The 25,816-nt window shown below is 46.2% G+C and carries 15 protein-coding genes and 1 pseudogene; 8 read left to right on the plus strand and 8 right to left on the minus strand.

From position 1 onward, the window contains the following. The first annotated feature begins 66 nt into the window (after nucleotides 1-66). From QUB77_RS01660 to QUB77_RS01675, 4 genes and pseudogenes are all read left to right on the plus strand, one after another. On the plus strand, nucleotides 67-3,018 hold the full coding sequence (locus QUB77_RS01660; protein ID WP_333169893.1) for a CBS domain-containing protein: 2,952 nt from the start codon (nucleotides 67-69) through the stop codon (nucleotides 3,016-3,018). 135 nt (nucleotides 3,019-3,153) lie between these two features. Then, nucleotides 3,154-3,609 carry a DUF2127 domain-containing protein gene (locus QUB77_RS01665; protein WP_333169895.1) on the plus strand — a complete coding sequence of 152 codons (456 nt, stop codon included), beginning with the start codon at nucleotides 3,154-3,156 and terminating at the stop codon, nucleotides 3,607-3,609. 398 nt (nucleotides 3,610-4,007) lie between these two features. Continuing rightward, nucleotides 4,008-4,157, plus strand: a pseudogene (locus QUB77_RS01670) (transposase); the annotation flags it as partial. 295 nt (nucleotides 4,158-4,452) lie between these two features. After that, a complete protein-coding gene (locus QUB77_RS01675) occupies nucleotides 4,453-4,701 on the plus strand; it encodes a hypothetical protein (RefSeq protein WP_333169897.1) in 249 nt (82 codons plus the stop codon). 458 nt (nucleotides 4,702-5,159) lie between these two features. Here the strand turns inward: QUB77_RS01675 and QUB77_RS01680 are convergent, their stop codons facing one another. Further along, nucleotides 5,160-5,504, minus strand: coding sequence for a DUF4870 domain-containing protein (locus QUB77_RS01680; RefSeq protein WP_333141344.1), 345 nt, complete (start codon nucleotides 5,502-5,504; stop codon nucleotides 5,160-5,162). A gap of 103 nt (nucleotides 5,505-5,607) precedes the next feature. Between QUB77_RS01680 and prfC the strand changes: the two genes are divergently transcribed. Then, complete coding sequence (gene prfC, locus QUB77_RS01685) at nucleotides 5,608-7,236, plus strand: peptide chain release factor 3 (RefSeq protein WP_333169900.1); 1,629 nt, start codon at nucleotides 5,608-5,610, stop codon at nucleotides 7,234-7,236. A gap of 88 nt (nucleotides 7,237-7,324) precedes the next feature. Here prfC and QUB77_RS01690 read toward each other — a convergent pair whose 3' ends face one another. The 3 genes from QUB77_RS01690 to QUB77_RS01700 form a co-directional block, all read right to left on the minus strand. Next, nucleotides 7,325-7,651, minus strand: coding sequence for a type II toxin-antitoxin system RelE/ParE family toxin (locus QUB77_RS01690; protein WP_333169901.1), 327 nt, complete (start codon nucleotides 7,649-7,651; stop codon nucleotides 7,325-7,327). Next, nucleotides 7,648-7,911 (minus strand): prevent-host-death protein, encoded by a 264-nt coding sequence (locus QUB77_RS01695; protein ID WP_333169902.1) that lies wholly within the window; start codon nucleotides 7,909-7,911, stop codon nucleotides 7,648-7,650. The genes QUB77_RS01690 and QUB77_RS01695 overlap by 4 nt, the downstream gene beginning before the upstream one ends. Before the next feature lie 147 nt (nucleotides 7,912-8,058). Beyond that, entirely contained in the window at nucleotides 8,059-8,214 is a 156-nt protein-coding gene (locus tag QUB77_RS01700) for a hypothetical protein (protein WP_333169903.1), read from the minus strand. Nucleotides 8,215-8,302: 88 nt separating this feature from the next. Between QUB77_RS01700 and QUB77_RS01705 the strand changes: the two genes are divergently transcribed. Further along, the gene (locus tag QUB77_RS01705) at nucleotides 8,303-8,572 is read left to right on the plus strand and encodes a hypothetical protein (RefSeq protein ID WP_333169905.1); all 270 of its coding nucleotides are present in this window, start codon (nucleotides 8,303-8,305) and stop codon (nucleotides 8,570-8,572) included. Between the two features lie 235 nt (nucleotides 8,573-8,807). Here QUB77_RS01705 and QUB77_RS01710 read toward each other — a convergent pair whose 3' ends face one another. After that, complete coding sequence (locus QUB77_RS01710) at nucleotides 8,808-11,606, minus strand: hypothetical protein (protein ID WP_333169907.1); 2,799 nt, start codon at nucleotides 11,604-11,606, stop codon at nucleotides 8,808-8,810. Between the two features lie 361 nt (nucleotides 11,607-11,967). Between QUB77_RS01710 and QUB77_RS01715 the strand changes: the two genes are divergently transcribed. Both QUB77_RS01715 and QUB77_RS01720 read left to right on the plus strand, forming a co-directional pair. After that, on the plus strand, nucleotides 11,968-14,475 hold the full coding sequence (locus tag QUB77_RS01715; RefSeq protein ID WP_333169908.1) for a zinc metalloprotease HtpX: 2,508 nt from the start codon (nucleotides 11,968-11,970) through the stop codon (nucleotides 14,473-14,475). A 1,075-nt stretch (nucleotides 14,476-15,550) separates the two neighbouring features. Further along, nucleotides 15,551-16,108 (plus strand): RNA-binding protein, encoded by a 558-nt coding sequence (locus QUB77_RS01720; RefSeq protein WP_333169909.1) that lies wholly within the window; start codon nucleotides 15,551-15,553, stop codon nucleotides 16,106-16,108. A 409-nt stretch (nucleotides 16,109-16,517) separates the two neighbouring features. Here QUB77_RS01720 and QUB77_RS01725 read toward each other — a convergent pair whose 3' ends face one another. From QUB77_RS01725 to QUB77_RS01735, 3 genes are all read right to left on the minus strand, one after another. Further along, the gene (locus tag QUB77_RS01725; protein ID WP_333169911.1) at nucleotides 16,518-17,525 is read right to left on the minus strand and encodes a tellurite resistance TerB family protein; all 1,008 of its coding nucleotides are present in this window, start codon (nucleotides 17,523-17,525) and stop codon (nucleotides 16,518-16,520) included. Between the two features lie 274 nt (nucleotides 17,526-17,799). Beyond that, nucleotides 17,800-24,441, minus strand: a complete 6,642-nt coding sequence (locus tag QUB77_RS01730) for a CHAT domain-containing protein (RefSeq protein WP_333169913.1) — start codon at nucleotides 24,439-24,441, stop codon at nucleotides 17,800-17,802. A 745-nt stretch (nucleotides 24,442-25,186) separates the two neighbouring features. After that, a complete protein-coding gene (locus tag QUB77_RS01735; RefSeq protein ID WP_333169915.1) occupies nucleotides 25,187-25,750 on the minus strand; it encodes a transposase in 564 nt (187 codons plus the stop codon). Nucleotides 25,751-25,816: the final 66 nt, after the last annotated feature.

The following is a 25,816-nucleotide window of genomic DNA, read 5'->3' on the forward strand; positions in this document are numbered from 1 at the left end:
CGATCGCCCGGTTTCCGAGGGCGAGAAATTGCTACTGTTTGAGTTAGAGATGCGGGAGTTTCGGCTATGGACTTAGTTTTGTGCCACACAACAGCAGATTTTGACGCCTTGGGGGCGGCGGTGGGACTTTGCGTGCTGCGCCCCGGTAGCAGGATCGTATTGACGGGCGGGTGTCATCCGACAGTGCGGGATTTTTTGGCGCTACACCGCGACGAGTACCCACTGATTGAACGCCGATCGGTCAATCCGCAACGAATTCGATCGATTACTATAGTTGATGCCTCAGGGCGCGATCGTTTGGGAAAAGCCGCCGAGTGGCTGGATTTGCCACAAGTGAGCGAAATTGCTGTTTTCGACCATCACCTACAGGCCGATTTAGACATTCCCGCTACTGTTACGCATATCGAAGCAGTCGGAGCCACCACGACATTAATTGTCGAAAAGCTCAAAAATCAAGCAGAAAACAGCGACACACCATTCCGCCTTCTGCCTTCGGAAGCAACAGTCATGGCCCTCGGCATCCACGTCGATACAGGTTCCCTCACCTTTGAAGGCGCAACTGCGCGAGATGCAATCGCTTTGGCCTGGTTGATGGAACAGGGAGCGAGTTTGGGGGTAATAGCTGAATATGTAGAACCCGGTTTGTCTCCTCAATTGCAAGATTTGCTCCCAGAAGCGCTGAATAATTTGCGATCGGAAACTTTGCACGGTTACAGCGTAGCCTGGGTGCTGCTATCTACTGAAGCTTACGTTCCGGGGCTTTCTTCGCTGGCTTCTCGCTTGCTTGATTTAACTGAAACCGATGCTCTGCTGTTAGGCAATGTTTATAAATTTGGCGAAAACGAAAACAACCGCAACATCGCTCCCGAATCGGCAGTTTCCAATCGATTAACTATTATCGGTCGATCGCGCATCGAAGGAACAAACCTCAGTGAATTGTTCAAACCCCTCGGCGGCGGAGGCCACGCCCGCGCCGCTTCCCTCGCCACCCGCGATGTTGACCCCCTGCTGACTTTAAATCAGTTAGCTGAGGAACTCAAAACTCAAATTCCCCACCCTCCCACAGCCCGCGAATTAATGTCGTCTCCAGTGCGGAGCATTCGCCCGGAAACATCGGTAGGGGAAGCTCACCGTATACTCCTACGTTACGGACATTCGGGGCTTTCTGTGGTCGATGCGGGCGATCGACTCGCCGGCATTATCTCGCGCCGCGACATTGACATTGCCCTGCACCACGGTTTCAGTCACGCCCCGGTGAAGGGTTACATGACTCCGCAGCTAAAAACGATCGCCCCGGATACCTTGCTGCCAGAAATTGAATCTTTAATGGTGACATACGATATCGGGCGCTTGCCAGTATTGGAAAACGGCCAACTGGTGGGAATTGTTACCCGGACTGATGTGTTGCGGGAATTGCACCAGCAAAAAGCGCGAGACAGGGGAAGCAATGCAGAATTTTCTAATTGTCCCGTGCCCGAATCGGTTGAGCAGTTGTTGCGATCGCGCATCAGTCCCGAATTATGGCAGTTATTGTCGATCGCCGCCAATATTGCCCAAAATCGCGGCTGGCAACTTTATATTGTGGGTGGAGCAGTCCGGGATTTACTCTTAGCCACGGATGATACACTGGCGCTAACAGATATCGATTTGGTTGTGGATGGAAAGTGCGGTTCCGACGATTCCGGTGCTGGTGTCGAGTTAGCTTCCTCGCTGCAAAAACTTTATCCCGAATCGCGTTTGGACGTTCACGGTCAATTTCAAACCGCCGCGCTTTTGTGGCACAAAGACTCTGCTTTCGGCTCGCTTTGGGTGGATATCGCTACGGCTCGCACTGAATTTTACCCTTATCCGGCTGCAAATCCTGAAGTTGAAGCGAGTTCAATTCGCCAAGATTTGTACCGCAGGGATTTTACAATTAATGCGCTGGCTGTGCGGTTGGGTGTTCCTCGCAGTGGCGAATTGTTAGACTTTTTTTGCGGTTTGCTGGACTTGGAATCGAAGCAAATTCGAGTTTTGCACGCCAATAGTTTTATCGAAGATCCGACGCGAATTTATCGCGCTGTGCGGTTTGCGGTGCGGTTGGGGTTTGAAATTGAGCCGCAGACGGAAGGATACATCCGCAACGCTTTGGCCAGCGGGATTTATTACCGAATTCAGGGGGAAAACGGCCGAGCTCCGGCTTTGGAAACTCGACTGAAAAGCGAATTGAAATACATTTTGCAAGCTCCTTACTGGAAAGTTGCTTTGCAAATGCTGGGAGATTTGCAGGCTTTGCGCTGCATTCATCCTAGTTTGGAGTTGGATCGGGAGTTGTGGCGGCAACTGCGTTTGCTCGATCGGTGTTTGAATGGAAGAAGAAGGAAGAAGGAAGAAGGAAGAAGGAAGAAGGAAGAAGGAAGTTCGGCAACGGATTATGTAGCGGATGTAACGGATGTAACGGATGTAACGGATGTCAGGAAGAAGGAAAAAGGAAGAAGGAAGGAGGAAGAAGGAAGAGACAATTCCCTATTCCCCATTCCCGATGCCCAATTCCCGATGCCCAATTCCCCATTCCCCATTATCAATATTCCCGATTGGCAGATGCGGCTGGAAGTTTTGATAGCTTATTTAGCACCGGAATATCGCGGCAAGGTGGCTGCAAATCTTCAGTTACCTGCTGACAGCATTAAGCGGTTGGAAGTTTTGGAAGCCGGAAAGAACGAGTTAGCAGAGAATTTACCTAAGTGCGAGTTGCCGAGTCAATTGGTGCTGCTGTTGAGAAATTATGAGTTGCCGGTGTTAATTGCGATCGCCCTGCAAAGTCCGCGAAGTGCACGCCGCCAAATTTGGGAATATCTCACCAAATGGGCGAATGTTGAGCCGCCTTTGAATGGTAACGATTTGAAGGCTTTGGGTTATAAGCCGGGGCCTGGGTTTAAACGAATGTTGGATGATTTGTTGGCGGCGAAGTTGGATGGCGATTTGGGCGATCGGCCTGCTGCTATCTCTTTCTTAGCACAACGTTATCCTCAAACTTAGTAAGGTGCGTCAGCAGCGCGTTATTATTGATATAATAGATTAGCTAATTGCTGACGCACTCTACTAAAATTTAAGTTTTCAATCCTAAACAGCCTAACCAGGCGATCGCACATTATTGATATTTCGAGAATTAAGGTGAAGAAACATCACGCTCCTGCTTTAATCGCAATTGTCCTTTACAAAACATTTTTTGCTTCCCTCTTGGCAGTAACTTCGATTGCTTTGCTTTTTGCATTGAAAAATCATCAACTCTTAGAAAATATTTCGCAATCTTATTTGTTGGAAACCAAACTAAAAATTATTGAATTTATCTTAGAAAAACTTCTAATTCTAAACCCTCACAAATTATTTTTGGGGGGACTTGCCGCAGCACTTTATGCAACTTTAACTGCTGTTGAAGCCGTTGGTTTGTGGTACGAAAAAGACTGGGCAACAATCTTAGTTTTAGTGCTGGTAAGCATCAGTATACTCCCTGAAATATATGAATTAGTTCACGGAGTCACGGTACTTAAGTTAGCGGTATTTATCACAAATGTAGCCATCTTATGGTATTTGCTCCACCATTGGCCGAAGCATGGTAAAGGAGCTTAAAGTTTTGATTGTTCAGAGGAAACTCACTTGATTTTATAAATGTCAGCATTTTCCATTTTAATTTCATAAAACGGCCGCTCAGTCAAATAAAAACCTCAATCTTTACAAAAATTTTGTGATTGTAAAGATTCGATAAAGCTACGAGGGGTTATACCCCCTATGAGTTATACTGACATATATATAGATGCACCCTGATGGCTTTCCCGTTCCACAAGAGCGGGATTTTTATTGGAAAAATATAGTATTAAGTTTTAAGAATCCTGGTGGAGATAGAATTGGTGGACAATTTCAATAAAACGATCGTAGCCACGGTCATCACTACAATTGCCACTAATGGCGAAGGCAGCGCTTTCGTGAAGCGAGGCAGAATAAACAAGCCAATATTTGCTCCTAGTTCTTTTAGTCGTGAAATCTACCGTCAACGTAACATTGTTGAACGTGCTATCAACCGACTCAAACAATTTCGCCGTATCGCAACTCGATAGGAGAAGTTGGCCGCAAATTATACAGCCATGATTACGATCGCCTGCGTTCTGTTGTGGTTATAGTTTGAAAACACGCCCTAGGCGGTCTGGCTGGCTGCAAGCGGTTGTGAGGGTGGGAACTGCCAAGAGTAGGATAGAGCCTATTCCTTTAGCATGAGGTCACTTATTCAAACAATTGTTATACTACAAAATGTAGTAACTCGTCGAAGGCTCACAGAAATTCTACCTTTTATGATTGTGGGTGATTTAAGAGAACGCAGTCCTCCCGTGATTTTCACTACTAAGTAGAACGGTTGGTGTTTGGCGTCGGGATATTTCCTCTAGTTCAGAGTTTTTAACTCTACTTAAAGGAAATATTATGCCGAAATTTAAAGTCCGAAGAACCGCTAAGTTTAACAAAAAATTCAAACGCCTTTCCGAGCTGGGACGGAAAAGGTACAGGAAAACTTTAGGTTTATTGGAAAATCCTGCACATCACAGTCTCAACACTCATTCTTATGAGGAAAAAGGTAAAGGTGTTAAAGTTTCGTATACCAGTATGAGAGAACGAGTTTTTTGGAAAATGGAGGGGACGACTATTTGGGTTACTGATATTGGTTCGCACTAACCTAGGTTAGCTACTTATACTTATTTATTATTTCTGAGCTAGAGTAAATTTTACCGATAGCAAACACCTAAAACTTGATGATAAAGACCCTACCAGATTAAGGACTGATAGGGCTTTTTTTTTGTAGATAGGTTAAACAGAGGCGGGTGCTAAAAGTCACCAACGACGAACTTGTTGAATCGCCTCACAGGTGCTATTAATTGAGGTGGAGTTACTGTATTCCATACTTGAAGCCGTGGGTCACTATATCGCTACAAGAACGAACCGAATCAGCCTGCTGACGCTCGCCCATCAGTGCCCACCCTAACTATTGCCCTGCGATCATTACCTTCTTTGTCACTTAAGCAGTGTATTGGTCAGTTGCGGGTAACGAATGTGAGTTATAAAACAATTAAAAACCCGGTTTCTTCTTAAAGAAATCGGGTTTTTGAAATCCATGGTGAAGCGCGATTTGCTTTCTAAACTATTCGGAAAATAAAAGGGTAGCGGTAAGGTTGGTTGGGATTTTGCAAAACCTGGAGGATAGCCATTATTGTCAGTCCCCAGTGCAGCAGATAACCTAGGGGCACTAAGATAAAACCAGCAAGACCGAAAGTGACGACAGTTAACACCACAATTACGGTGCTGTACAGCCATACATTCAGGTGAAAATTGATGGCTTCTGTGGCATTTTCTTTGACAACGGGGTCATCTGATACTAACAATACAGCGATCGGTGCTCCGATCGAGAACAGTAACGTACTGAAAAAAATCGCCCCGTGGCACACCAGTGATAGCAGCTTCCGCTTGTCGGAATCGTACATATTAGTTTTCTTCCCTTGACTTTACTGATAATTTTACCTTTAATAGCAACTGTAGCACAGGCTATAATGGCGATCGGGTGATGATTCCCCTACCTAATTTGTGATGACAACAGAACTCGAAACTGAACTGCTAACTGCTGTTGAGCGCCGGCGCAACTTTGCTATTATCTCGCACCCCGACGCGGGTAAAACTACTTTGACAGAAAAGCTGCTGCTGTACGGAGGTGCAATTCACGAAGCAGGTTCTGTGAAAGCGCGGCGGGCCCAGCGACACGCTACCTCTGACTGGATGGCGATGGAACAGCAGCGGGGAATTTCTATTACTTCTACTGTTTTGCAGTTTGAGTATAAAAAATATCACATTAATCTGCTCGATACTCCAGGACACCAAGATTTTAGCGAAGATACTTATCGCACTCTGGCGGCGGCTGACAATGCAGTGATGCTTGAGGATGCTGCTAAGGGTTTGGAACCGCAAACTCGGAAGTTATTTGAAGTTTGTAAGCTGCGAAGTTTGCCTATTTTTACTTTCTTTAATAAGCTCGATCGCCCTAGCAGAGATCCTTTAGATTTGTTGGACGAAATTGAGAAGGAATTGGGGTTGCAGACTTATCCGGTAAATTGGCCCATAGGTACGGGCGATCGCTTTAAAGGCGTTTTCGATCGCAGAGGGCGCAAAATTCACTTATTCGAGCGGACTCAACACGGTTCTCGCGCTGCTGTTGATACCGTCATCGAATTGGGCGATCCGCGCATTGAAGATTTGTTGGAACAAGACCTTTACTATCAGCTCAAAGAAGAGTTAGAACTGCTGGATGAGTTAGGAACTGAACTTGATTTAGACTTGGTTCGGGCGGGAAAAATGACGCCTGTTTTCTTTGGCAGCGCGATGAGCAATTTTGGGGTAGAGCTGTTTTTAGATGCGTTTTTAGATTACGCTATGAAGCCGATCGCCCGCAAGAGCAGCGCCGGAGACTTGCCGCCAACTTATGAAGATTTTACGGGGTTTGTGTTTAAATTGCAAGCGAATATGGACCCGAGACACCGCGATCGGGTGGCTTTTATTCGGGTTTGTACGGGCAAATTTGAAAAGGACATGAACGTGACTCACGCTCGCAGTGGCAAAACGGTGCGTTTGTCAAGACCTCAAAAGTTATTTGCTCAGGATCGGGAGTCGATCGAGGTTGCGTATCCAGGCGATGTGATCGGTTTGAACAATCCGGGAGTATTTGCGATCGGCGATACTATTTACACCGGCCAAAAACTCGAATATGAAGGGATTCCCTGTTTTTCTCCTGAACTTTTTGCTTTTTTGAGAAATCCCAATCCTTCTAAGTTTAAGCAATTCCGCAAAGGCGTTTCGGAGTTGCAGGAAGAAGGCGCAGTGCAAATTATGTACTCGGTTGATGAGGCGAAACGGGAGCCAATTTTGGCGGCTGTGGGACAGTTGCAATTTGAAGTTGTGCAGTTCAGAATGCAGTCGGAATATAATGTGGAAACTACGATCGATATGTTGCCTTACAGTGTAGCTCGTTGGGTTGACGGCGGTTGGGAGGCGCTGGAAAAAGTTGGGCGTCTGTTTAATACGGTGACGGTGAAAGATACTTGGGGAAGGCCGGTTTTGCTGTTTAGAAATGAGTGGAATTGCCGACAGGTGGAAGGGGAACATCCTGTGTTGAAGTTAAATGCGATCGCCCCTGTGGTTTCCGGTTTGGCTGTTAGCGAGGAGTGAGATTACCGCAGGCAAAGGACACAACACTGTTGTGTCCGTACAACTAATATTTATTCGGCTTAAATACGCCGGATATAAGAAGTTACAATCACGGCTCTAACAGTTTTTCTAAGATGGTGTAAATGTCTTTTTTGTCACCATCTTTACGTCTCCCTAGTCCCACGACAACAACTATAATTCGATCTTGTTCGACTTGATAAACTATACGATAGCGCTGTCCAACAGCTCGGATGCTGCGAAATCCTGATAGGTTATCTACAAGGGCTTTGCCTTGCTTTTGTGGTTCAATTTTTAGTCTATCGATGCGATCGCGCAATTTTTCCTGTTCTCGTCGATCTTTGACTGCCTCGAACATTTCCAGTGCCAGTGGCGTAAGCTGGATCTCATATTCGATCGCATTTTCTTCGTGATTCATAGTCCCAATTTTGCTTTGGCATTTTCCCAGGAAATAGTTTCGCCTTGGCGTGCTTGGGTGATGCTTTGGCGCAATTTGGCAACGAATTCTGTATCGGTGAGAATATCTAAGGTTTCTAACAGTTCAGTCAAATGCGTGTAGCTGATTGCAGCCATAACGGGAACGCCATCTTGAGTGATGATGATAGGTTCATTGATAAGTTCTTGGGGTAGGTTTGGAAGCTGCTGCTGTGCTTGGGCAATGGTGAGTCGTTTGGACATGGTTTTACTAAAGCAACATTACTTTTAATTTAGCATTTCGGCCCAACTAACTGGTTTCGGGCCGCTGACGCTGGTAACGAGTAAATCCAAAATCCAAAATCCAAAATCTAAAATCTAAAATCGATTGACGGCGGCCCCCCTCTGCGGCTACGCTTTGAAGTGAGAGGTTGCTTGCTTGTAGAGGAGGCAGCCCGCGTCGCCCAAAAATCTAGTTGCACTGCCCAAAGCTGCGCGAACAGCAATGGACAGCATAACCGCCAAACTGGGACTAGCAGTCTGGAGGCTAACGGAGTATCTTAACATCCTCTGTAGCCGCCCTGCTATGTGTTGAAATGCGGGGCGGCTGGGTTTTTGGGTTTTTCTAGAAAACCCAAAACCAGGAGAACATATTATGTCACAGGAATTCGTGCCTGACGACAACAAATCCCAATGCCCAAATGACGACTCAGCAGCAGTATGCGAACAGGAAGTGGTGCTGTTAACTGTTGTCGGTTCGCCCAAAGGTGTCCGGGAAACCATACTCACTTTGTATCGGCTGGGATTTGCAGAAGTGGGCGATTGGAGTCCCGTACAGCGTGCGGCGAATCCGAAGCAGGTGATGAGCGTGCTGATCCGTCGGAAGCGGGCTGAGGGTACATCGCCGAAACAATCTGGGCGGTAAGCTGCAACGTTAAATAGCTAAATTCGAGGGCGGGCTTTTAACGCTCTGTCCCTGAGTCCGGCAGTCCGGCAGGGGTTTCAACCCCTGCCTCAAAGCTAAAGTCCTCTGAAGAGGACTGAAGAATTCATTAGTCCTCTTTAGAGGACTTTTGCTATTAGCCAGGGAATTCATTCCCTGGCGGCCTTTCGGTTTAAGGCAGGGAATGAATGCCGCGTCTTTACTCATTTCGAGCGAGCTAACTGCTGACAGTATCCTCACCAAAATTATCGAGAAATTCTTGCAGCGCATCGCGTCTATTGCGAACCCAATCGTCATTAGGAGCAATAGCTAAAGATCGATTCCACATTTCCAGTGCCTCTTGCCAATTCTTGAGTGCTTCGTGTTGATTAGATAATTTTGCTTGCAAATCACCCAGACATCGCAGCGCCTTCCCTTTGTTGTTGAGAGCATAGTTATCAGCCGGTGCAATATGTAAAGCAGAATTAAAGGCTGCGATCGCCTCTGAGTAAGACTGTTTTGCTGCCTCAAACTCACTCTCACTTAGCCGTGCTTGCAAATCACCCAGACCTCGCAGCGCATTCCCTTTGTTGTTGAGAACAATGATATCATCCGGTGCAATATGTAAAGCAGAATTAAAGGCTGCGATCGCCTCAAAGTAAGAATGTTTTGCAGTCTCAAATTCACTTAGCTGTGCTTGTAATTCACCCAGACCTCGCAGCGCATTCCCTTTGTTGTTGAGAACACCTATATCATCCGATGCAATAAGTAAAGCAGAATTCAAGGCAGCGATCGCATCAAAGTAAGACTGTTTGGCCGCCTCACATTCACTTAGCCGTGCTTGCAAATCACCCAGACTTCGCAGCGCATTCCCTTTGTTCTTGAGAGCATTGATATAATCCGGTGCAATAAGTAAAGCAGAATTATAGGCAGCGATCGCATCAAAGTAAGACTGTTTGGCCGCCTCAAATTCACTTAGCTTTGCCTGTAAATTACCCAGACATTTCAGCGCAATCCCTTTGTTCTTGAAAACGTCGATATCATCTGGTACAATACGTAAAGCAGAATTCAAGGCAGCGATCGCATCAAAGTAAGACTGTTTGGCCGCCTCAAATTCACTTAGCTTTGCTTGCAAATAACCCAGACTTTGCAGCGCCTTCCCTTTGTTGTTGAGATCATTGATATCATCCGGTACAATAAGTAAAGCAGAATTACAGGCTGCAACTGCCTCTAAATATTCCTGTCTTGCCTCTAGATATCGAGCCAACCGAGCATAGTAATTTCCCTCCGAACGCGAAACTCTACCAAGCCAATAATCACTTTTAATCCACAACTCATCTCTAACTTCCAGCAGCGCCTCGCATTCCTTATAGCGACTATTGTCCAAAGCTTCATCAAACACCTCTTTCCATTCTTCTACACCCCGCTGCCAATCCAAGCGATTAGCATGAAAAATGGCCTCCGCCGCATCCCCCACTTCCCGATAATGCCCCTCTAAAACCTCATGAGCCCTGCGAGTTTTCGGATTATCCCGTTCGGCATCCAAACGCCGCAATAAATCGTGAATCCGATACCAGTTATCCCCCTGCTTCTGCGATTTCCACACAAAGGAAAAACCCGTCAACATCTCAAAATTTGCACTGCTTGCCTGGAAGTGGCAACCAGAACCCAATTTTACGTACAAATCTTCATCAAAAGCGCGGCTAGCACTCAGCGAATGCACGGCCGATCGCACTTCGCGATCGACATAACTCAGCAACCGATCTGTTAATTCCGCAGTCTTGTTTTCCAACTTCGGAATCCGCGCAAAATCCGACGACAGCAACTCAATTCCCCGCCTTCTTTCTGCCAGCACCGCATCCGCGCACAAACCCAAATAAAACGGATGTACCTGCAAATTTTCCCAAGGATCGTCGGGATTGACGCTGGCATATTTGATTGCAGCATCTGCCAAATCTGTCTTGTCAATCTTCACTTTGTGCAAGTAATCCCTCGCATCATCCGGCGACAAATGCCACACTAATTGTGCATCTATATAATCTGCGGGAATCGGAAACTTTGACGCATTCGGCCACCGCAATTGCGTCACCGGACACTCTCGCCCCGCCACAGCAACCACAATCCCCAATTTGTAATCCAATGCCCTCAACAACCGCCGAAACCACTCATCTTGATACCAAAAAGTTGCGCCTTGAGAATGGCGTTTTTCATCCCACATTTTCTCGTGAGTATCGAACAGCATCACGAGGCGTTCTGGTTTGTTTTTGCCAGCCATTGCCGCATTCAAATCCCCAGCAAACAATTTCGGCAAACAGTCGGTTAACTCAGTATCAATATCTTTCCGCCGAATTTCATCTGCCTTTTCGTCGCTGACACCCACGCGATTTTGAATTAATTTCATCGCCCGCTTGATCCCGCCCAATTTATCTATCCCTTTCAGCACCGCTACAGCTTGCGCCACCACCGGAAAATCTGCAAAAGTTTCAACTACAGGTGCCACCAATTCCGCCACATCATCGGGGAAAAGTTGGTTGAGAGTTGCCTGTGATTCGCCCTTGTTCAGCAAATACCAAAAGCAAGCAAAGTCATAATTGGGAAATTTAAATTTATATTTTTTAGTGGCTGCTGCAATATTGCGCCGCAGCATCAGCAAGCCGTAAAATCTATCTTGCGGTTTATCTTCTTTAATCGGTATCAATCCGAAATCGTGCCTGACTGCGGGCATGGGAGTGTAGGTTTTAGCTGCTGCATAGCGGACGAAATTAGCAACTTCGGTGGCTTGCGAGTCAGGGAGTTCGCGCCATTTTTGCCACACCTCCGGTGCAAATCTTTTGCAGCAGTGAAACTCCAAGTGTTTTAGCAGCAATGACTTGCCGTTGCCTCCATCCCCGAAAAAATACAAAATTTGTTCTGGAGGCGGGTCTTCGTTTAAATAAAAGGCAAATCGGCGGGTAAATTCATATCTGTCGGTGAAGAGTTGGAGTTTGCGATCGTCCCCGAGCGATTCGCTTTCAAAATCTTCGTCGTCAATTGGCATAAGTGCGCAGGTGAGGTGTTAATTTAATTATAAGCAAAAATTAGATTGAATCGGCGATTGAAAGCGCGTCTGTACAAACAAAGTCCGCCTTCGCGGACTAAGAGATAAATGAAGTATTTAATCACGATTTAGCATAATTCATCAGTCATCATAGCCAGGACTTTAGCTTTGAGGCAAGGGTTTAAACCTCTGCCCGATCATTGCGATCGTCCGCTGGGAGTGGACGAAAGTTTGACTATTAAGCGGTTTCAACCGCCGAATGAACTGCAACAATTGGTGACAGAGAAATAGAGCTGTGTTAAAACCGTAATCGATCGACCAGCCAAGCTATCTTAGAAAGGACGCTAGCGAAAGCACAGTCATGGCACCTCCCACTAATCCAAATCCGGCGGATTCATCTGCAAAACAGTCTCTAGAGGCTGGGCTAGCAGCTTTGAAACAGCAGGATTACCCCACCGCGATCGCCCTTTTAGAATCCGTTACCCAAACCGCAGCTAATCAGTCGTCGGGAATCCGCGCGCAGATGGGGTTGGTGGCTGCATACAAAGCAACCGGTAATTTTAAAGAGGCGATCGCCCTGTGCTCTTCCCTCACCAAAAGTCCCAACCCTCAAGTCAAAACTTGGGCCGAGCGCGTTTTAAAAGAATTAACCCCCCCTTCCCCACCAAAACCACCGGCAAATAAACCAAAATCCGCAGAAACTCCCCCCGAAACAGGCTTTGTCGCCTTTGATGCAGCAACTAAATCGGCGAAAAAAACGCCTGGGAGCGATCGACCGACTGCAGACAAAAAAACAGGATTTTTACCTTTAGAGCCGACTGCTGCGCCGGCAAACGCCAAATCGCCACATATTTCTCCGCTACCTCCACCCCCCACACCGCCGATTCGCCCGACATCAGAGGGCGGGCACGGGGGCACCGCCCCTACAGAAACCGCACCCGATACAGAAATTAGCGGCGAAAATAGTTCCGGTTCCCCAATAGATATCCCCGGAGTCGCCAGCCCAGATACTTACCAACTCACTTGGCGCGAAGCAGGGCGCACCGCGAAAAGCCCGCGCCCCCTCAAACCGCTGAAGTTGCTGGAGTTTCGGGTGCAAGCCGTTGCAAGTGCGATCGCCCTATTTTTCCTAGCCCGGTTTGTCCTGCAATTCCTGCTGACAAACACTAATTCTCTATTGGTTCAGCTTTACATATTCACTAGACTGCCTATTTTCGCGCCGATTCAGCTTTTTTACCGCGATCCAACTCCGTTTGTTCAGATGGTTTTTGGATTGCTTTTGGCCTCGTCTCCCTGGCTGATAGACGCGCTGCTGAAACTGTTTTGCGGCGTCGAAACCCTGCGCGGGTCAGTTTTATCCAAGCACAGCAAGGAAGCTAGTCGGGTACTGCGAAGTTTTTGTACCAAGCAAAATATGCCGGTGCCGGTGCTGAAACTCTTGCCGCTGAATGTTCCTGTAGCTTTCAGTTACGGCTGTTTGCCCCGTTTTGCTCGGATTGCTGTGAGTCGGGGGCTGTTGGAACAATTGACGGATGATGAAATTGCCACTATTTTCGCGCGGGAGTTGGGCCATATCTCTCACTGGGATTTTGCGCCGATGTCGCTGGCGCTGCTGGTGATTCAAATTCCTTACTTGATTTATTGGCAGGTCGCGTACTGGCAAGAGCGGTTGTGTGATTTAATGACGATCGAGTTTTTGCGTTCTGCTGTCAAATTTGTGGCCGCTGCAATTTCTGCTACGAGTTATGGGATTTATAAGTTGTTCAGGTGGCCGATGTTGTGGCTGTCGCGCCGCAGAGTGTATTTTAGCGATCGCACTGCTGCTGAAATTACGGGTAATCCTAACGGTTTGACGCGGGCACTGGCTAAAATTGCGATCGGCATTGCTGATAATATCGAACAGCAAAAACAAACTAGCTTTTTCCTGGAAAGTTTCGATCTATTGTTACCTGTAGGTGTTGGACAAGCTGTAAGCCTTGGTTCTGCTGCATTACACGCGCCGCTGGAACAGATTTTGCTGTGGGATGTCAGCAATCGGGATCGCAATTGGTTGACGGTTAACCGCGCGCATCCTTTGCTGGGAGAGCGTTTGAAGCTGTTGGCCCTCTATGCTCAATTCTGGCAACTGGAGACAGAGTTAGATTTGGCAAACGCGGGAGTGCCAGAACAATCCAGGAAAGGAAAATTGTCTCTGTTTAAGTCAATACTCGAATTTAAAGACTCAAAACTATTTTTACAGGGTGCGCCGTTTTTTGGAATTCCGATGAGTTTGGCGATAGTCGGGGTGCTTTGGCTGATTGGCTGGATTTTTTCGAGGACGAGTTTTTGGCAGTTGGATTGGCTTTGGGGCGATCGATCAATTCTTTGGGGCTGTTTGCCGATCGGATTTAGCATCGGTACTTTGATGCGGATCAATTATTTCTTCCCGGATATTACACCCCGAGAAACCGCTTCGCCGAGTGTGCCGGAAATTTTGTCAAATCCCGATAGTTTGCCGCTGGATGCTGAACCGGTGCGGCTGGAAGGCCAACTTTTGGGTCGATCGGGTATGAATAATTGGCTGGGACAAGATTTGATTTTGCAAACGGCGACAGGGTTGGTGAGGTTGCACCATGTTTCCAGGTTTGGCTACATTGGCTCTTTGTGGCCATTTTTGTTCAAAGAGACTACTCGCCCCAGCGATTTGATTGGAACATCTGTTGTGGCGACTGGTTGGCTGCGCCGGGGTGCTACTGTGGGGATCGACCTTGAAAGTCTCCGCACTCAAGGAGGGAGGGTTAGTGACAGCGGACATCCGATTTGGTCTGCGATTTTGGCTTTTGCTGCTGCTTTTTGGGGCGCATACATAATTATCCAGGGCCCAAGGTGAGACGATTTTGGATTTTAGATTTTGGATTTTAGATTGAAGAATGGGAAATGACTTACTGCATAAGGGTTTCGAGGTTGCCTACAATTGCATTTTTTACAGGTATGAGGAATAGTTATCAGATTGTGGGGTGAATTGGTCTCAACGCGCAGCCTCGATCGGTTTTGAGTTAAACAGCGGATTGGCGATGTTCTCGGTGCTGGGGGCGCACCCTAACCGATTTTCGCGGTGCGCGGTGGACAGCCTGGACTCTTGTTCGTTGTTTATTTGTAAAGAAAAGTTGCTTTTTTGCCAGCACTCTGTTACATTAGTTTACAGGAATTGGATTGAACCAAATAACGCAATAACTTCAGTTGGCTAAAATCCCTTAAGGCATTGCGTAAAAATTGTCAACATCCCAACACAGCAAGTAGAGCCAGCCGCTTGTCGGCTGTTTTTTTTCGACCGCTATTTTTGCAGTGCGGGATGAATTCTCAAAAGTGAATCAGATGTGGTTTCCGTTAAATTCAGACTGAAATCTTCCTAAATAACTAGCTCTGTTACCAAGGCTGTGATACCTTTAAAGAATGCTCGGACTCTGCCGGGTCTGATTTAAGGGATAGCGGGTAAGTGAGTAGTTCTCAGCATTAGGAGCGAGATGAGGAGCGAGGTAAGATTACTGGCTGAAAAAATGTTAGCCATTTTATCCATCACTGTATTAAACTGAATACTGGCATTCCGATCGCTTGCAATTGACATCCTTGGACATAAATTTCTAGACGGCGCTGGCTATAAACATTCTGAATCAAAACCGGAAGCAAGTAATACAGAATAGCCAATAGCCTAAACATTTGAGTGATGACTAAAAGTTTACACAACAACCTGAGATTTAAAAGCTCTCTGCATCGGCGGTTAAGTTCCGGCCTTATCAGAGTAAATCATCTTTTTGTTCTAAAAGGTGGGGGGAGCTGTCAAGGTTGGTGGGAGGAATGCGCCAATTCTCGGGTTAGGTGGTGTTTGCCTGAAGTCAATATTCAGTTGACTTGAGGTAATTCTGTTCGAGCAAATTAATTAAAATCCAAGTCGGGAGGAAATTTTCATGTCTATTCGTCTTTATGTTGGCAATCTACCGAAGGAACTCGATCGCCAAGAATTGCAAGAAGTTTTTGCGCCGGAGGGCGAATCTGTTACCACAAAGGTAATTACAGACCGCAAAACTGGTAAATGCAGAGGATTTGGTTTTGTGACGGTGCTAACCGACGAACAAGCCGACCAAGTTATTGAGAAATACAACGGCTTGATGTTCAAAGAAAACCCGCTGAAAATAGAGAAGGCATTGCCCCGATCTAAGGGTAAATCTGAGAAGGGCGAAGACGATCAGCAGCAGTCGTCGCCGCAGTCACCGCAGTTGGTTTCCGCGTCGTCAGTGCCAGCACCTGTGCCGCAGCAACAGCAGCGCTCGGCTCCTCCTACCCAAGGTGGAGGCGCCTCCAGCAAAAGCAATCGCCGTCGGGGTGACAACAACAAGTCTCGTCGCAATCAGTCAGCAACAACGGTGTCGAGCGCTGATTCCGGCTCGGTGCAGCCAGATCCGCGCTGGGCGAGTGCTCTGGAAGAACTCAAGCAAAGATTGGTGGAAGCTCAGACTACTAATTAGTCGAAAATGGCGGCTAATTGCTGCTGTCTCTCGACTGTGGTTGACTGAATGTATCTGGAAGTGCGATCGAGAATGGGTCAAAAAACCCTGTTCTCGATCGCACAATTTTATTGTAAAAGAAAGAAGATCGATGTGAAAATGCAGTCACAGCAATATCTTCAGGCGTATGAATTCAGTAGGGTGCGCATGGCGCTAAATTAACCGTATTGCTCTATATGTAGGGTGCGCATTGCGCACCCTACTGAATAAATCAGCGACAAACCAGTTGGATTTTGGTCGATCGACCGGACACGATGTAATATTCTGAGGATGCTTGGCAAAAAAAACCCGGTTTCTATGAAAATATAGGGTTGAGCAGCGATACATCTAGAAAGAAACCGGGTTTTGAACCCCCCTAAATAAGTCATCTTTATTCGATCGGCCCGAATTCGATTGTCTCAATAAACTCAAAAATCTTGTTCATAATTCCCTCAACTTCAGACTCCAGGGAACCCAATTCATCCCCATCCTGATAAATTCGCTGACAGCTTACCGTGTAGCAAAAATCGTCAGCAATAAAAGCCATAAGTCCCCGGTAAGCATCCAACCGAGTCAGAGGGCCATCGTTTTTCTGCACGCTGAGAGTTGCGCCGGCAGGCAAATCTAAAACCACGAAATAAGCTTCTTCATCTTCTAAATATTCTGCGTGGAGTAACTTAGAATTGGGAACATTAGCAAGAATTGCCTGAGAAACAAAATTGTCGAGAAAAGACTTGAGATAACCTTCCTCGCCAACCGACTCGATTGTTTCTTCCACTTCACCAATAACAGGGAAATAATCAATTTTCAGCAAAACGCCAAAGTCGTCTGAAAATGCGACACAGCCTTCTTGATCATCAATTTTACCGCCTCGTTCATCGTCAACTGGAATCGGAACGCTAAAATTGCCTTCAGGAGATACGTACCATGCCGTATCGAAATCAGACTCTTCGCCCTCTACTTCCGAGTAAGCAGCAATTACATCCTCAATAATTTCCGCAGCTTCCTCATCTTCCACACCTAATGCTTGCTGGAATTCTTTGAGAAAAGCCTCGTGCTTCTGGGATATTTCGCCATCTGCGACAAACATTGCTGCGGTTATGGCAAAAGTATCCAATACTAACTCATCTGGCATGGATTCCCAAGCAGTATTAAATAATGCTCCTAAACCGTCTTGGGCGACAATACCGGCGAGTCTTTGAAACATTTCTGACATATCATCTTCCGAGTATTCAGCAAATATTTCTGATTCCCAAAGTATACTTTCTAAGATATCAGCATCCGTATCAGGGGAATTTGCCTCTGCTGCCACAAATGCTACCGCTGCTACGGATTCTTCTAAAGTTAAGCTTGCTTCGGATTGGTCTTCTGAATTGAATATTTTATCAAACTTGCCCACAGGTTTTGCCCCGCTAGTGTTTAGTTTTGCTATTCATAGCAAATTTATGACATAAAAAGATAGTCGTCAATCGATTTGAGATTTTAGATTTTAGATTTTAGATTTTAGAATTGAAGCATTGACCCCACGGATAAATTCGGGGGCTCCTTTATCGGATACAGGTTTTTTATTTCTGGACGGATGACTCCGGGGGCTTGTATCCTGGATGCTTTCGGTTAGGGATACTTTGGGCGCCGGACACGTCGCCGTGTTGTTTCCTTACAGATATCGCCTATTACCAAGGACTGCCAATTATTGTGAATCCTGCCCAAAAGTTCGGGTGAGATAAATCTGCATTTGCTGCTTGTGTGGCTTGATTAATGTCGATCGCGCCTTGAGTTCCCCGCAATTGACCGTCTTTTACTACAATTTGTTTGTGGATCATTGCCAGTTGAGCTTTTCGGAGCGCTTCAGCTTTAATTGGGGCCGATCGCAAATTGCCATAAAACTCGGTCATCAACGCCAAAGTGCCGATATCATTAACTTTCCACAAACTTGCCAAAGCTGATTTTACACCGCTGCGGACGGCCAGTCCAGCAAAACCCATTTCTGCTGCTGTACTGTCACCGATCGCAGTTTCGCACGCACTCAGCACTAATAATTCTACTTGTCTGCGATCGTACCACTTCGCCAACCTAAATTCATCCAGCGCCAAAGAGCTGTCCCACAAATCAATCTCAGCTTCTCTTCTTCCATTTTCGCCTTGAGGAAAACTGGCGTGAGTAGCTAAGTGAACGATTCCAAATCCCTGTTGTTCTCGCTGTTTTCTCAGGTTTTGCAGGGTAAATTCTTGATTGAGAAAAGAGCGGCCTTGCCACAAGGGAAATGCTGCTTGATGTTGCGTTTCTGTTCTCCTCCCGGCGATCGCAGATAATTCGATTGGCACCGCAGGCAAACGCTTTTTATCAGTGTGTGGAAAATCTGAAGCACCCATTGCTAAAACTGTAGCGTTTTTCAAACTTTGATACTTTGTGTTAGTCAAGCTGACACTGGGAAGTGAGCCGAGGCTGTACTTTTCTACTAGAAATTGCTTGCCGTCGTGCAAAGCAGATAGTGGCAGTTGGCGCAAACCTGCATCAAATGAAAAAATTAGCGTATCGATATTTAACGATTCCAATTCTTTAGATATTGGTGAAATCAACCATTGGTAAAGTTGTTGCGCGTTTGCCAAATATCCTGTATCTTCCGAATTTTGTGGCTTTGCCAAATAGCCCTGAAAAAGATTCACAGTTTTTAGCAGTGTTTTGCTGTTAACTGGCGCTTGTTTTAGAATAGGAGGCCCGTCGGGAACTACTAACACTAGCGACACTTCTTTGAGACGGACGATCGCGTAAACAATTACAGCTTGCTTCCCGGTTTCCTCCTTGATTGTTTTAAGAGTTTCTCTCAGATATTGAACGTTGATTTTTTTATCCGTGAAATTTTCCCCATAATAATTTTCGTAGTCTTGTTCAAAGAGTTGGTCAATTAGAGCAACAGCATCGTTAGCATTGCCTTGTTCTAAAGTTTGTTCGACGAGCGCTCTGCTAATTTGTGAGGGAAAGAGATTGGGGATATCTGCAGGTGCGGGATTTTCTGCGATCGGAGGGGGAGTGGGAGTTGGTGCGGGAATGGGCGCTGGTGCGGGGGCAGGAGTTGGAGTTGTTGCTGGTGTTGGTGCCGGCGCTGGAGTTGGTGCTGGTGCGGGTACTGGATTAACAGGAGGTGATTCTATTTGTGGCAGAGAGATTTGGGGAATATTTGCCAACCAATTAGTAGGGTTTTCAGCAGGTTGTTCTGGAGGAGGTGTCTCGGCGGGAGCGGGATTTAAGACTATGTATCCGTCGGGTTGTTCGTTGGAAGAAGCGCCAAGCTGCGGCGGGTTTTCGGGAGGGTTTTCTGAAGCTGGGATAAAGGTAATATTGGGTGTTTCAACGGGCGGTATGTCGATCGATATTTGTCGATTATTGTCTAGTTGAAAGCCAACTCTGGTATTTCCAGTTTCAGGATTTAGCTCGAAAGAAGTTTCAGCACCCAATAAATCGCCAATTAAAAAAGCTAACTCCTGTTGGGGAGTTTGGCTTGGGCTGACAGCAGGCGCGGGTACGATCGCACTTGCAGGCGCGGGTACGATCAAGCTTGCAGGTGCTGGCTGAATCTGAGTTACAGGCTGAGTTACAGAGGTAAGAGGGGCTGCGGGCGCGGGATTTGGCGCGTTTGAAGGTTGGGGGGCGATCGTAGGTTGAGAGGCGAGGGAGGAGGTGATTTGGGAAACAGAGGGAAGGGTGGGTCTCGAAGCTATGCGGGCAGCAGCGTTTGGGGTTGTGGGTGTGGAGGGCTGTGTGGGGCGCGCGCGGGGTGGCAGTACGAATAAACCGGGCAATTCAGGTAGTCGGAAGTCGATGGGAAAACCAGGTATCGGATCGGGTGTTGCCGAAGGTGCGATCGAAGTTTCGGGAATTGGGGCAGGTGCGATAAATATTTGGGAAATTGGGGATGGTGCGATCGAGCTTTCGGGTGTTGGGGATGGTGCGATCGAGCTTTCGGGAATTGGGGATGGTGCGACGGCTAAACGCGGTGGGAGTTGCCGTGAGGGTGTGCTTACGGGCACTGGAGTATCTGCGGGTGTCGGTGCGGGCGCTGGAGTAGCTGCTGGTGTCGGTGCAGGCGCTGGAGTAGCTGCGGGTGTCGGTGCAGGCGTTGGAGTAGCTGCGGGCGTGGGTGCGGGCGCGGGAGTAGGTGCGGGGGTGGGAGTAGCTGCGGGAGTAGGTGCGGGCGTTGGAGTAGCTGCTGGTGTCGGTGCAACTATTGGCGGCGGTACGGAAATAATTTGAATGCGATCGCGATTTTGCGCGAGATTGCGATCTTGTGTGTGAGTATAGGGATATTCGCGATCGGGCAAAATTGTTTGTATGGAATCGCTATTGCCCCTAGTAAGTGCACCCGCCGTTCCATTTGTCTGGGAATTGCCGACAATAAAAGGCGTGATGCCCTTGCCTCCGTGGCGGATAATTATTGTACCGCCGTTAGCATCTCCAGGACTTCCAGCCGTAGAAATGCTAGCATTGATGCTGTTTCTGTCTGTGAAGGAATTGAGCGATCGAAAAAAGCTTTCAGTCACAATCGAAACATTTCCGCCCGTACCCGTGTCCTGACTCTGAGCATCAATTTGACTGACAACAATATTGCCGGTCGTGCTGCGGTTAATCGCGATAACATCGCCCCCATTCCCCTTAGCAGAAGAGTCAATTTTACCAACATTAATACTTCCGGTAGCGTCGAGCAAGATACTGCCCCCATTACCAGCAGACGACGTATTGATATCGCCCGCAGTAATATTAGTTCCCGCGCTCAAAATGATATTACCGCCATTGTTAGGGGAAGTCGCATCGAGATTTTTTGTTGTGATTTCTCCGTTCTCACTAAACAAAGAAATTCCGTCGGTTGAGGTAATTTTTTGAGCGGTAATATTATTCGTAGTAATAATGTTAATTGCAGCGGAACTTTTGGGAATATCATCTTGAATATTGACGCTGTTGAGGGGATTGAGGCTGCCAACAGCATCGCCAAAGTCAACACTTCCGGCATCGGGTTGAACAGTAAGACTGTAAGGCCCGTCAACAGTAGACTTAAAAGTAATATCGCCTGTCTCTAAAATTTTGACCGACAGGTCATTACCTAATGTTACCGGAGCGTTAAAAGTAATGTTATTGCGGTTAGTTTCTATCTGGCCACTGGCACTAATAGAATCATTTGCCTTAACCTCAATATTGCCACCTGTCACAATAATACTGGGAGCGAAAGTGCGGGAATTAATATCCGATGTCGCAACAGTTCCTTGAGCATTTATGGTGATATCTCCGCCCTTACCATTGGCCGCAGCGGTAATAATTGGGCCTGCTGTTGTGTCGATATTACCGCCGCTTTTAATGCTAAGATTCCCGCTATTGGCGTTGAATCCGCTTAATAATAGGGCGCTACCAATTCCTGCCGTACTGATGTTGGTTCCAGCTTCGAGGGAAATATTGCCGCCGCTGTTACCGCCGATCGCATTGATGATTCCGGCGGTAGTATCTATAGAACCGCCACTTTTAAGAGTGATTGAGCCGCCGTCTTGAACGCCGATCGCCCGGATGTCGCTGGTAGTAATATTTCCCCCAGCATTTAGATTAACATTGCCACCTATATTAGTTTTAAAATCGGCAGATGAACCGTCATAACTTGTCAATAGCTGACCTGTAGTGATATTGCCATTGCTATTAGTAAAGTTAAGATTTCCAGCCTGTATTCCCGATACTAACACATCGCCTATATTAATGTCACCGCTGGCAGTAGATAAAGTAACATTGCTACCGTTGCCGTTACTAGAAGTACCCGCGAGCGCGGTTCCTGTTGTCGGTGTTGTGATGCCGGTGCTGGCTTGAATGGTAATATTTCCAGCAGCGCGATCGCCCGTGACATCGATCGTTCCGGTATTTATGGAACCGGCAGTGCTCGTAAGTGCGATCGGGCCACCGTCTTGATTCGCCGCTACATTGAGATTGCCAGTCGTAATATTGCGATCGGCACTCAAAGTAATTGACCCACCATTTTCCGGTAGAAAAATCGTATCATTTCCTGAATCCTGAGAGCTGGTTGTATTTAATTTCCCTGTAGTGATGCTACCATTCGTGCTAGTAAAATCAACCATTCCGCCTTGCAATTTACCATAGTTTAATACGTTACCTGTTTTAATATTTCCACTGGTAGAGATGGTAATATTGCCGCCCTTACCGTTGTCTGAAGAATTATTGATATCGCCAAACTGGATATTGCCATTTACGCTTGTAATATTGATATTTGCGCCATCAGATTTTGAGTTTTCACCACTGAATGCTGATATCACGCCGGCAGTAATGTCACCCCTTGACTCTAAATTTATAGCACCAGGACTGCCGAGAGAAGCGCTATTATCAGTAACTATTCTTATTGGATCTCCCAGGGAAATAATAGAGCCTTGTTCGCTAATGATGCTAACGTTACCGCTCTTGCCAGTAGGTATTACGTTAGGAACTCCTCCTGCAAAACTCTCTATACAAACAGAGGCATTAGAACAGTTGATAGAGATATCGCCTTTTGCTTTGAGAGTAATGTCACCAGCTCCGCTGGATGAGAAAGTAGCTATATTTCCTGTAAGAGTAAAGCTGCCACCTGCATTCACAGTAATATCACCGCCATTGCCATTCACAGCGGTGGCTATAGCGCGAAGTTCTCCTGTTGAAATATTTCCTCCAGCAGTCAAAGATATAGAACCAGCGTCACCCCCAAAATTATCTGCTTTAATGTTTCCTGTTTGAATGTTGCCTGCCGCTTGCAAAGTTATAGGGCCAGTTTGACCAGTTCTTGGGAACAAATTCGGATCGGGATACGTTTCAATATTTCCTACTTTAATATTGCCGCCCGATCGCAAAATTACCGATCGCGAACTTCCCAAGATAAATTCATCACCCGTAGTAGCACCAGCCAAAGTTGCATCTGGACTCGTAATTATGATATCTCCATTAAAAGTAATATTTCCCGTACCCGAAGTTGTATCTACCTTGAGAGAAGCCCCCGTATATCCCCCAGAGGTATAGTCATTAGGCTGCATAATTGGATCGTACAAACTGGTAAAATTAGCAGGTTTGCCCGAACGATCGAGAATTGACATATTATTTCCACTTCTAAAATGAGAATCTGTAGATATAATGCCATCACTCACTAAAGTCAAATTTCCGCCGCTCACAAAAGGCGTTTGCGAAAGATGATTCAGCGCCAAAAGATCGATACTTTTATTTCCTTGAATGTAGAGATTCCCGCCAGCATTCGCCACAAACGGATTTGCCACACTGTCGCGCACCCGCACAGTATCGTCAGCCAACAAATTCAAATCACCAGTTGTACGCAACAGACTTTCAACTAATGTCAAATTGCGACTAGCTGACAGCGTTGCAGTGTCCGCATTTACACCTTTAGCAGCGACATCTCCATTCTCTACCTGCAAACCAGAACCCGTTAATTCTATTTGCCCTCCAGCATTAACTATCACCCCCGTTGCACTTCCCCCGCCACCCGCCAACAACTGCGGCAAAGATGCAACTGGCAACACCCAATTTTGAGGCAAACTGCCCGCTACAGATTGCGGCTGAATCTCCAAACTCAACAGATTTCCCGGTTGACTAATTCTGACGAAACTCTCGCCGGGAACCGCCGCAACAATAATATTTCCTCCCGGTGCAGAAAGTTGTCCCGCACTCAAAACCGTGCCGCCCAACAAAGTTAAATTTTGCCCTTGTCCCACCGCCAAATTGCCTAAATTGACAATTCCTCCCGGTTGCGTATTTGTAAAAGAAAAACTATTAGGATTTCCGACTAATAAAGCATAATTATTCGTACCACCCGCACTAAACCAATTATTGCCAAAACCGATGCCCGTCGCAGTAGTCGCAGTGAAAGCAGCAGGCACGTTCAAACTAGAATTTGCACCGAAAACAATCCCCGCCGGATTCATTAAAAATAAATTGGAATTGCCGCCAGTTATTTGAATTAATCCGTTAATCAGCGAAGCATCGCCGCCGACAACTCGCCCTAAAATATTGCGAATATTGGGATTTGATATAAAATTGGCAGTTTGTTCTTGAGTTAAACCAAATTGTTGGAAACTGTGAAATAGATTTGTGCCGTCGCTGGATTGTTGGCCGCCGTCGATGTTGAATTGGTTGCCGCTGGGAGTAATTTGAGTATTCGTACCGTCGGTTGCGGGGGTGATTTGGGCTGTGGCTGTTTGGGATGGGTAAAAAAGTCCTGTTTCCCACATTGTTAAGGCGGTGAAGGAGAGGAATGTTAGGAAAAAGCGGGCTTTTTTGTGTGTTGATTTCATGTTTTTTTAAATGTTATTACGATAATCTATTCATCTCACAATAAATAATATCACCATCCTGTACGGGCGGGTTCACCGATAATAATTGCCTAAAATTCACAATCTCATAAACCCGCCCCCGCCCAACGATAAATCGCAATCTACCTATTTTAAAATACAAGTTTACGGTTATTCGTAGGGTGGGGGCGGGTTTATAAAGATGATTTGTGGGTGACAAAATCCCTGGTGAACCAGCCCCTACGAATTTTGGTTATGGCAATAATCAATTCATCCAAAAATACATAATATCACAATCCTGTAGGGGCGGGTTTACCGAAAAATATGACACCCAACGACAGATATTAAAAACCCGCCCCCACCCACCCAAATATTCATAATTCATTGAATTTGACCCGATAAATTGATGTTATTTGGGGTTGTTTGTGGGGTGGGGGCGGGTTTATAAAGAGGATTTGTGGGTGACAAAATCCCTGGTGAACCCGCCCCTACGAATTTGGGTTATGGCAATAATCAATTCATCCAAAAATACATAATATCACAATCCTGTAGGGGCGGGTTCACCGAAATATATGACACCCAACGACGGATATTAACAACCCGCCCCCACCACGCCCAAATATTCATAATTCATTGAATTTGACCAGATAAATTGATGTTATTTGGGGTTATTTGTTGGGGGGGCGGGTTTATAAAGATGATTTGTGAGTGACAAAATCCCTGGTGAACCCACCCCTACGAATTTGGGTTATTGCGAGCGTAGATTCATCAACAATACATTTTTGTTATCTAATTTAATATTAATTTTTTTGGAATTGTAAAAATTTTTAGATGGGTGCATTTCATCGGTTTCCCACTTATACGGATTGTTGATAATATATTCCTGAATTTTTGCAAACGTTGTCTCATCGCGAATAATATGTTCATAATAACCCCTTTGCCATACATGGATTCCTGAAACATGACGCAGTTGATTTATCCCAGTGGAAGAAAATGTTTTCAAGCCTCTCACAATTTCCGATAAGCCGTGACGTTTATCCTGATTTTTTATAATGATGATTCCATGAATATGATTCGGCATAATAACAAAATAATCTAATTCAATATGAGGATATACTGTCATGAGATTAAACCAATTAAAGTCAACAACTTCACCGTAACGGCTTAATAGCATATTCCCTTGTTCTATGTCACCTAATAAACACTGACGTTGCCAGATACAAATTGTCACAAAATATGCACCTGGTTGGCTATAATCATATCCTGGTAGACGAATAGAACGGCGATGATGGATATCGGGATTGTATTTCATATTTTTTATGGTAAATAAAATATCGAATGTTATATCACAATCCTGTAGGGGCGGGTTCACCGAAAT

The organism is Microcoleus sp. AT9b-C3, from assembly GCF_036705485.1.
Lineage (GTDB): Bacteria > Cyanobacteriota > Cyanobacteriia > Cyanobacteriales > Microcoleaceae > Microcoleus.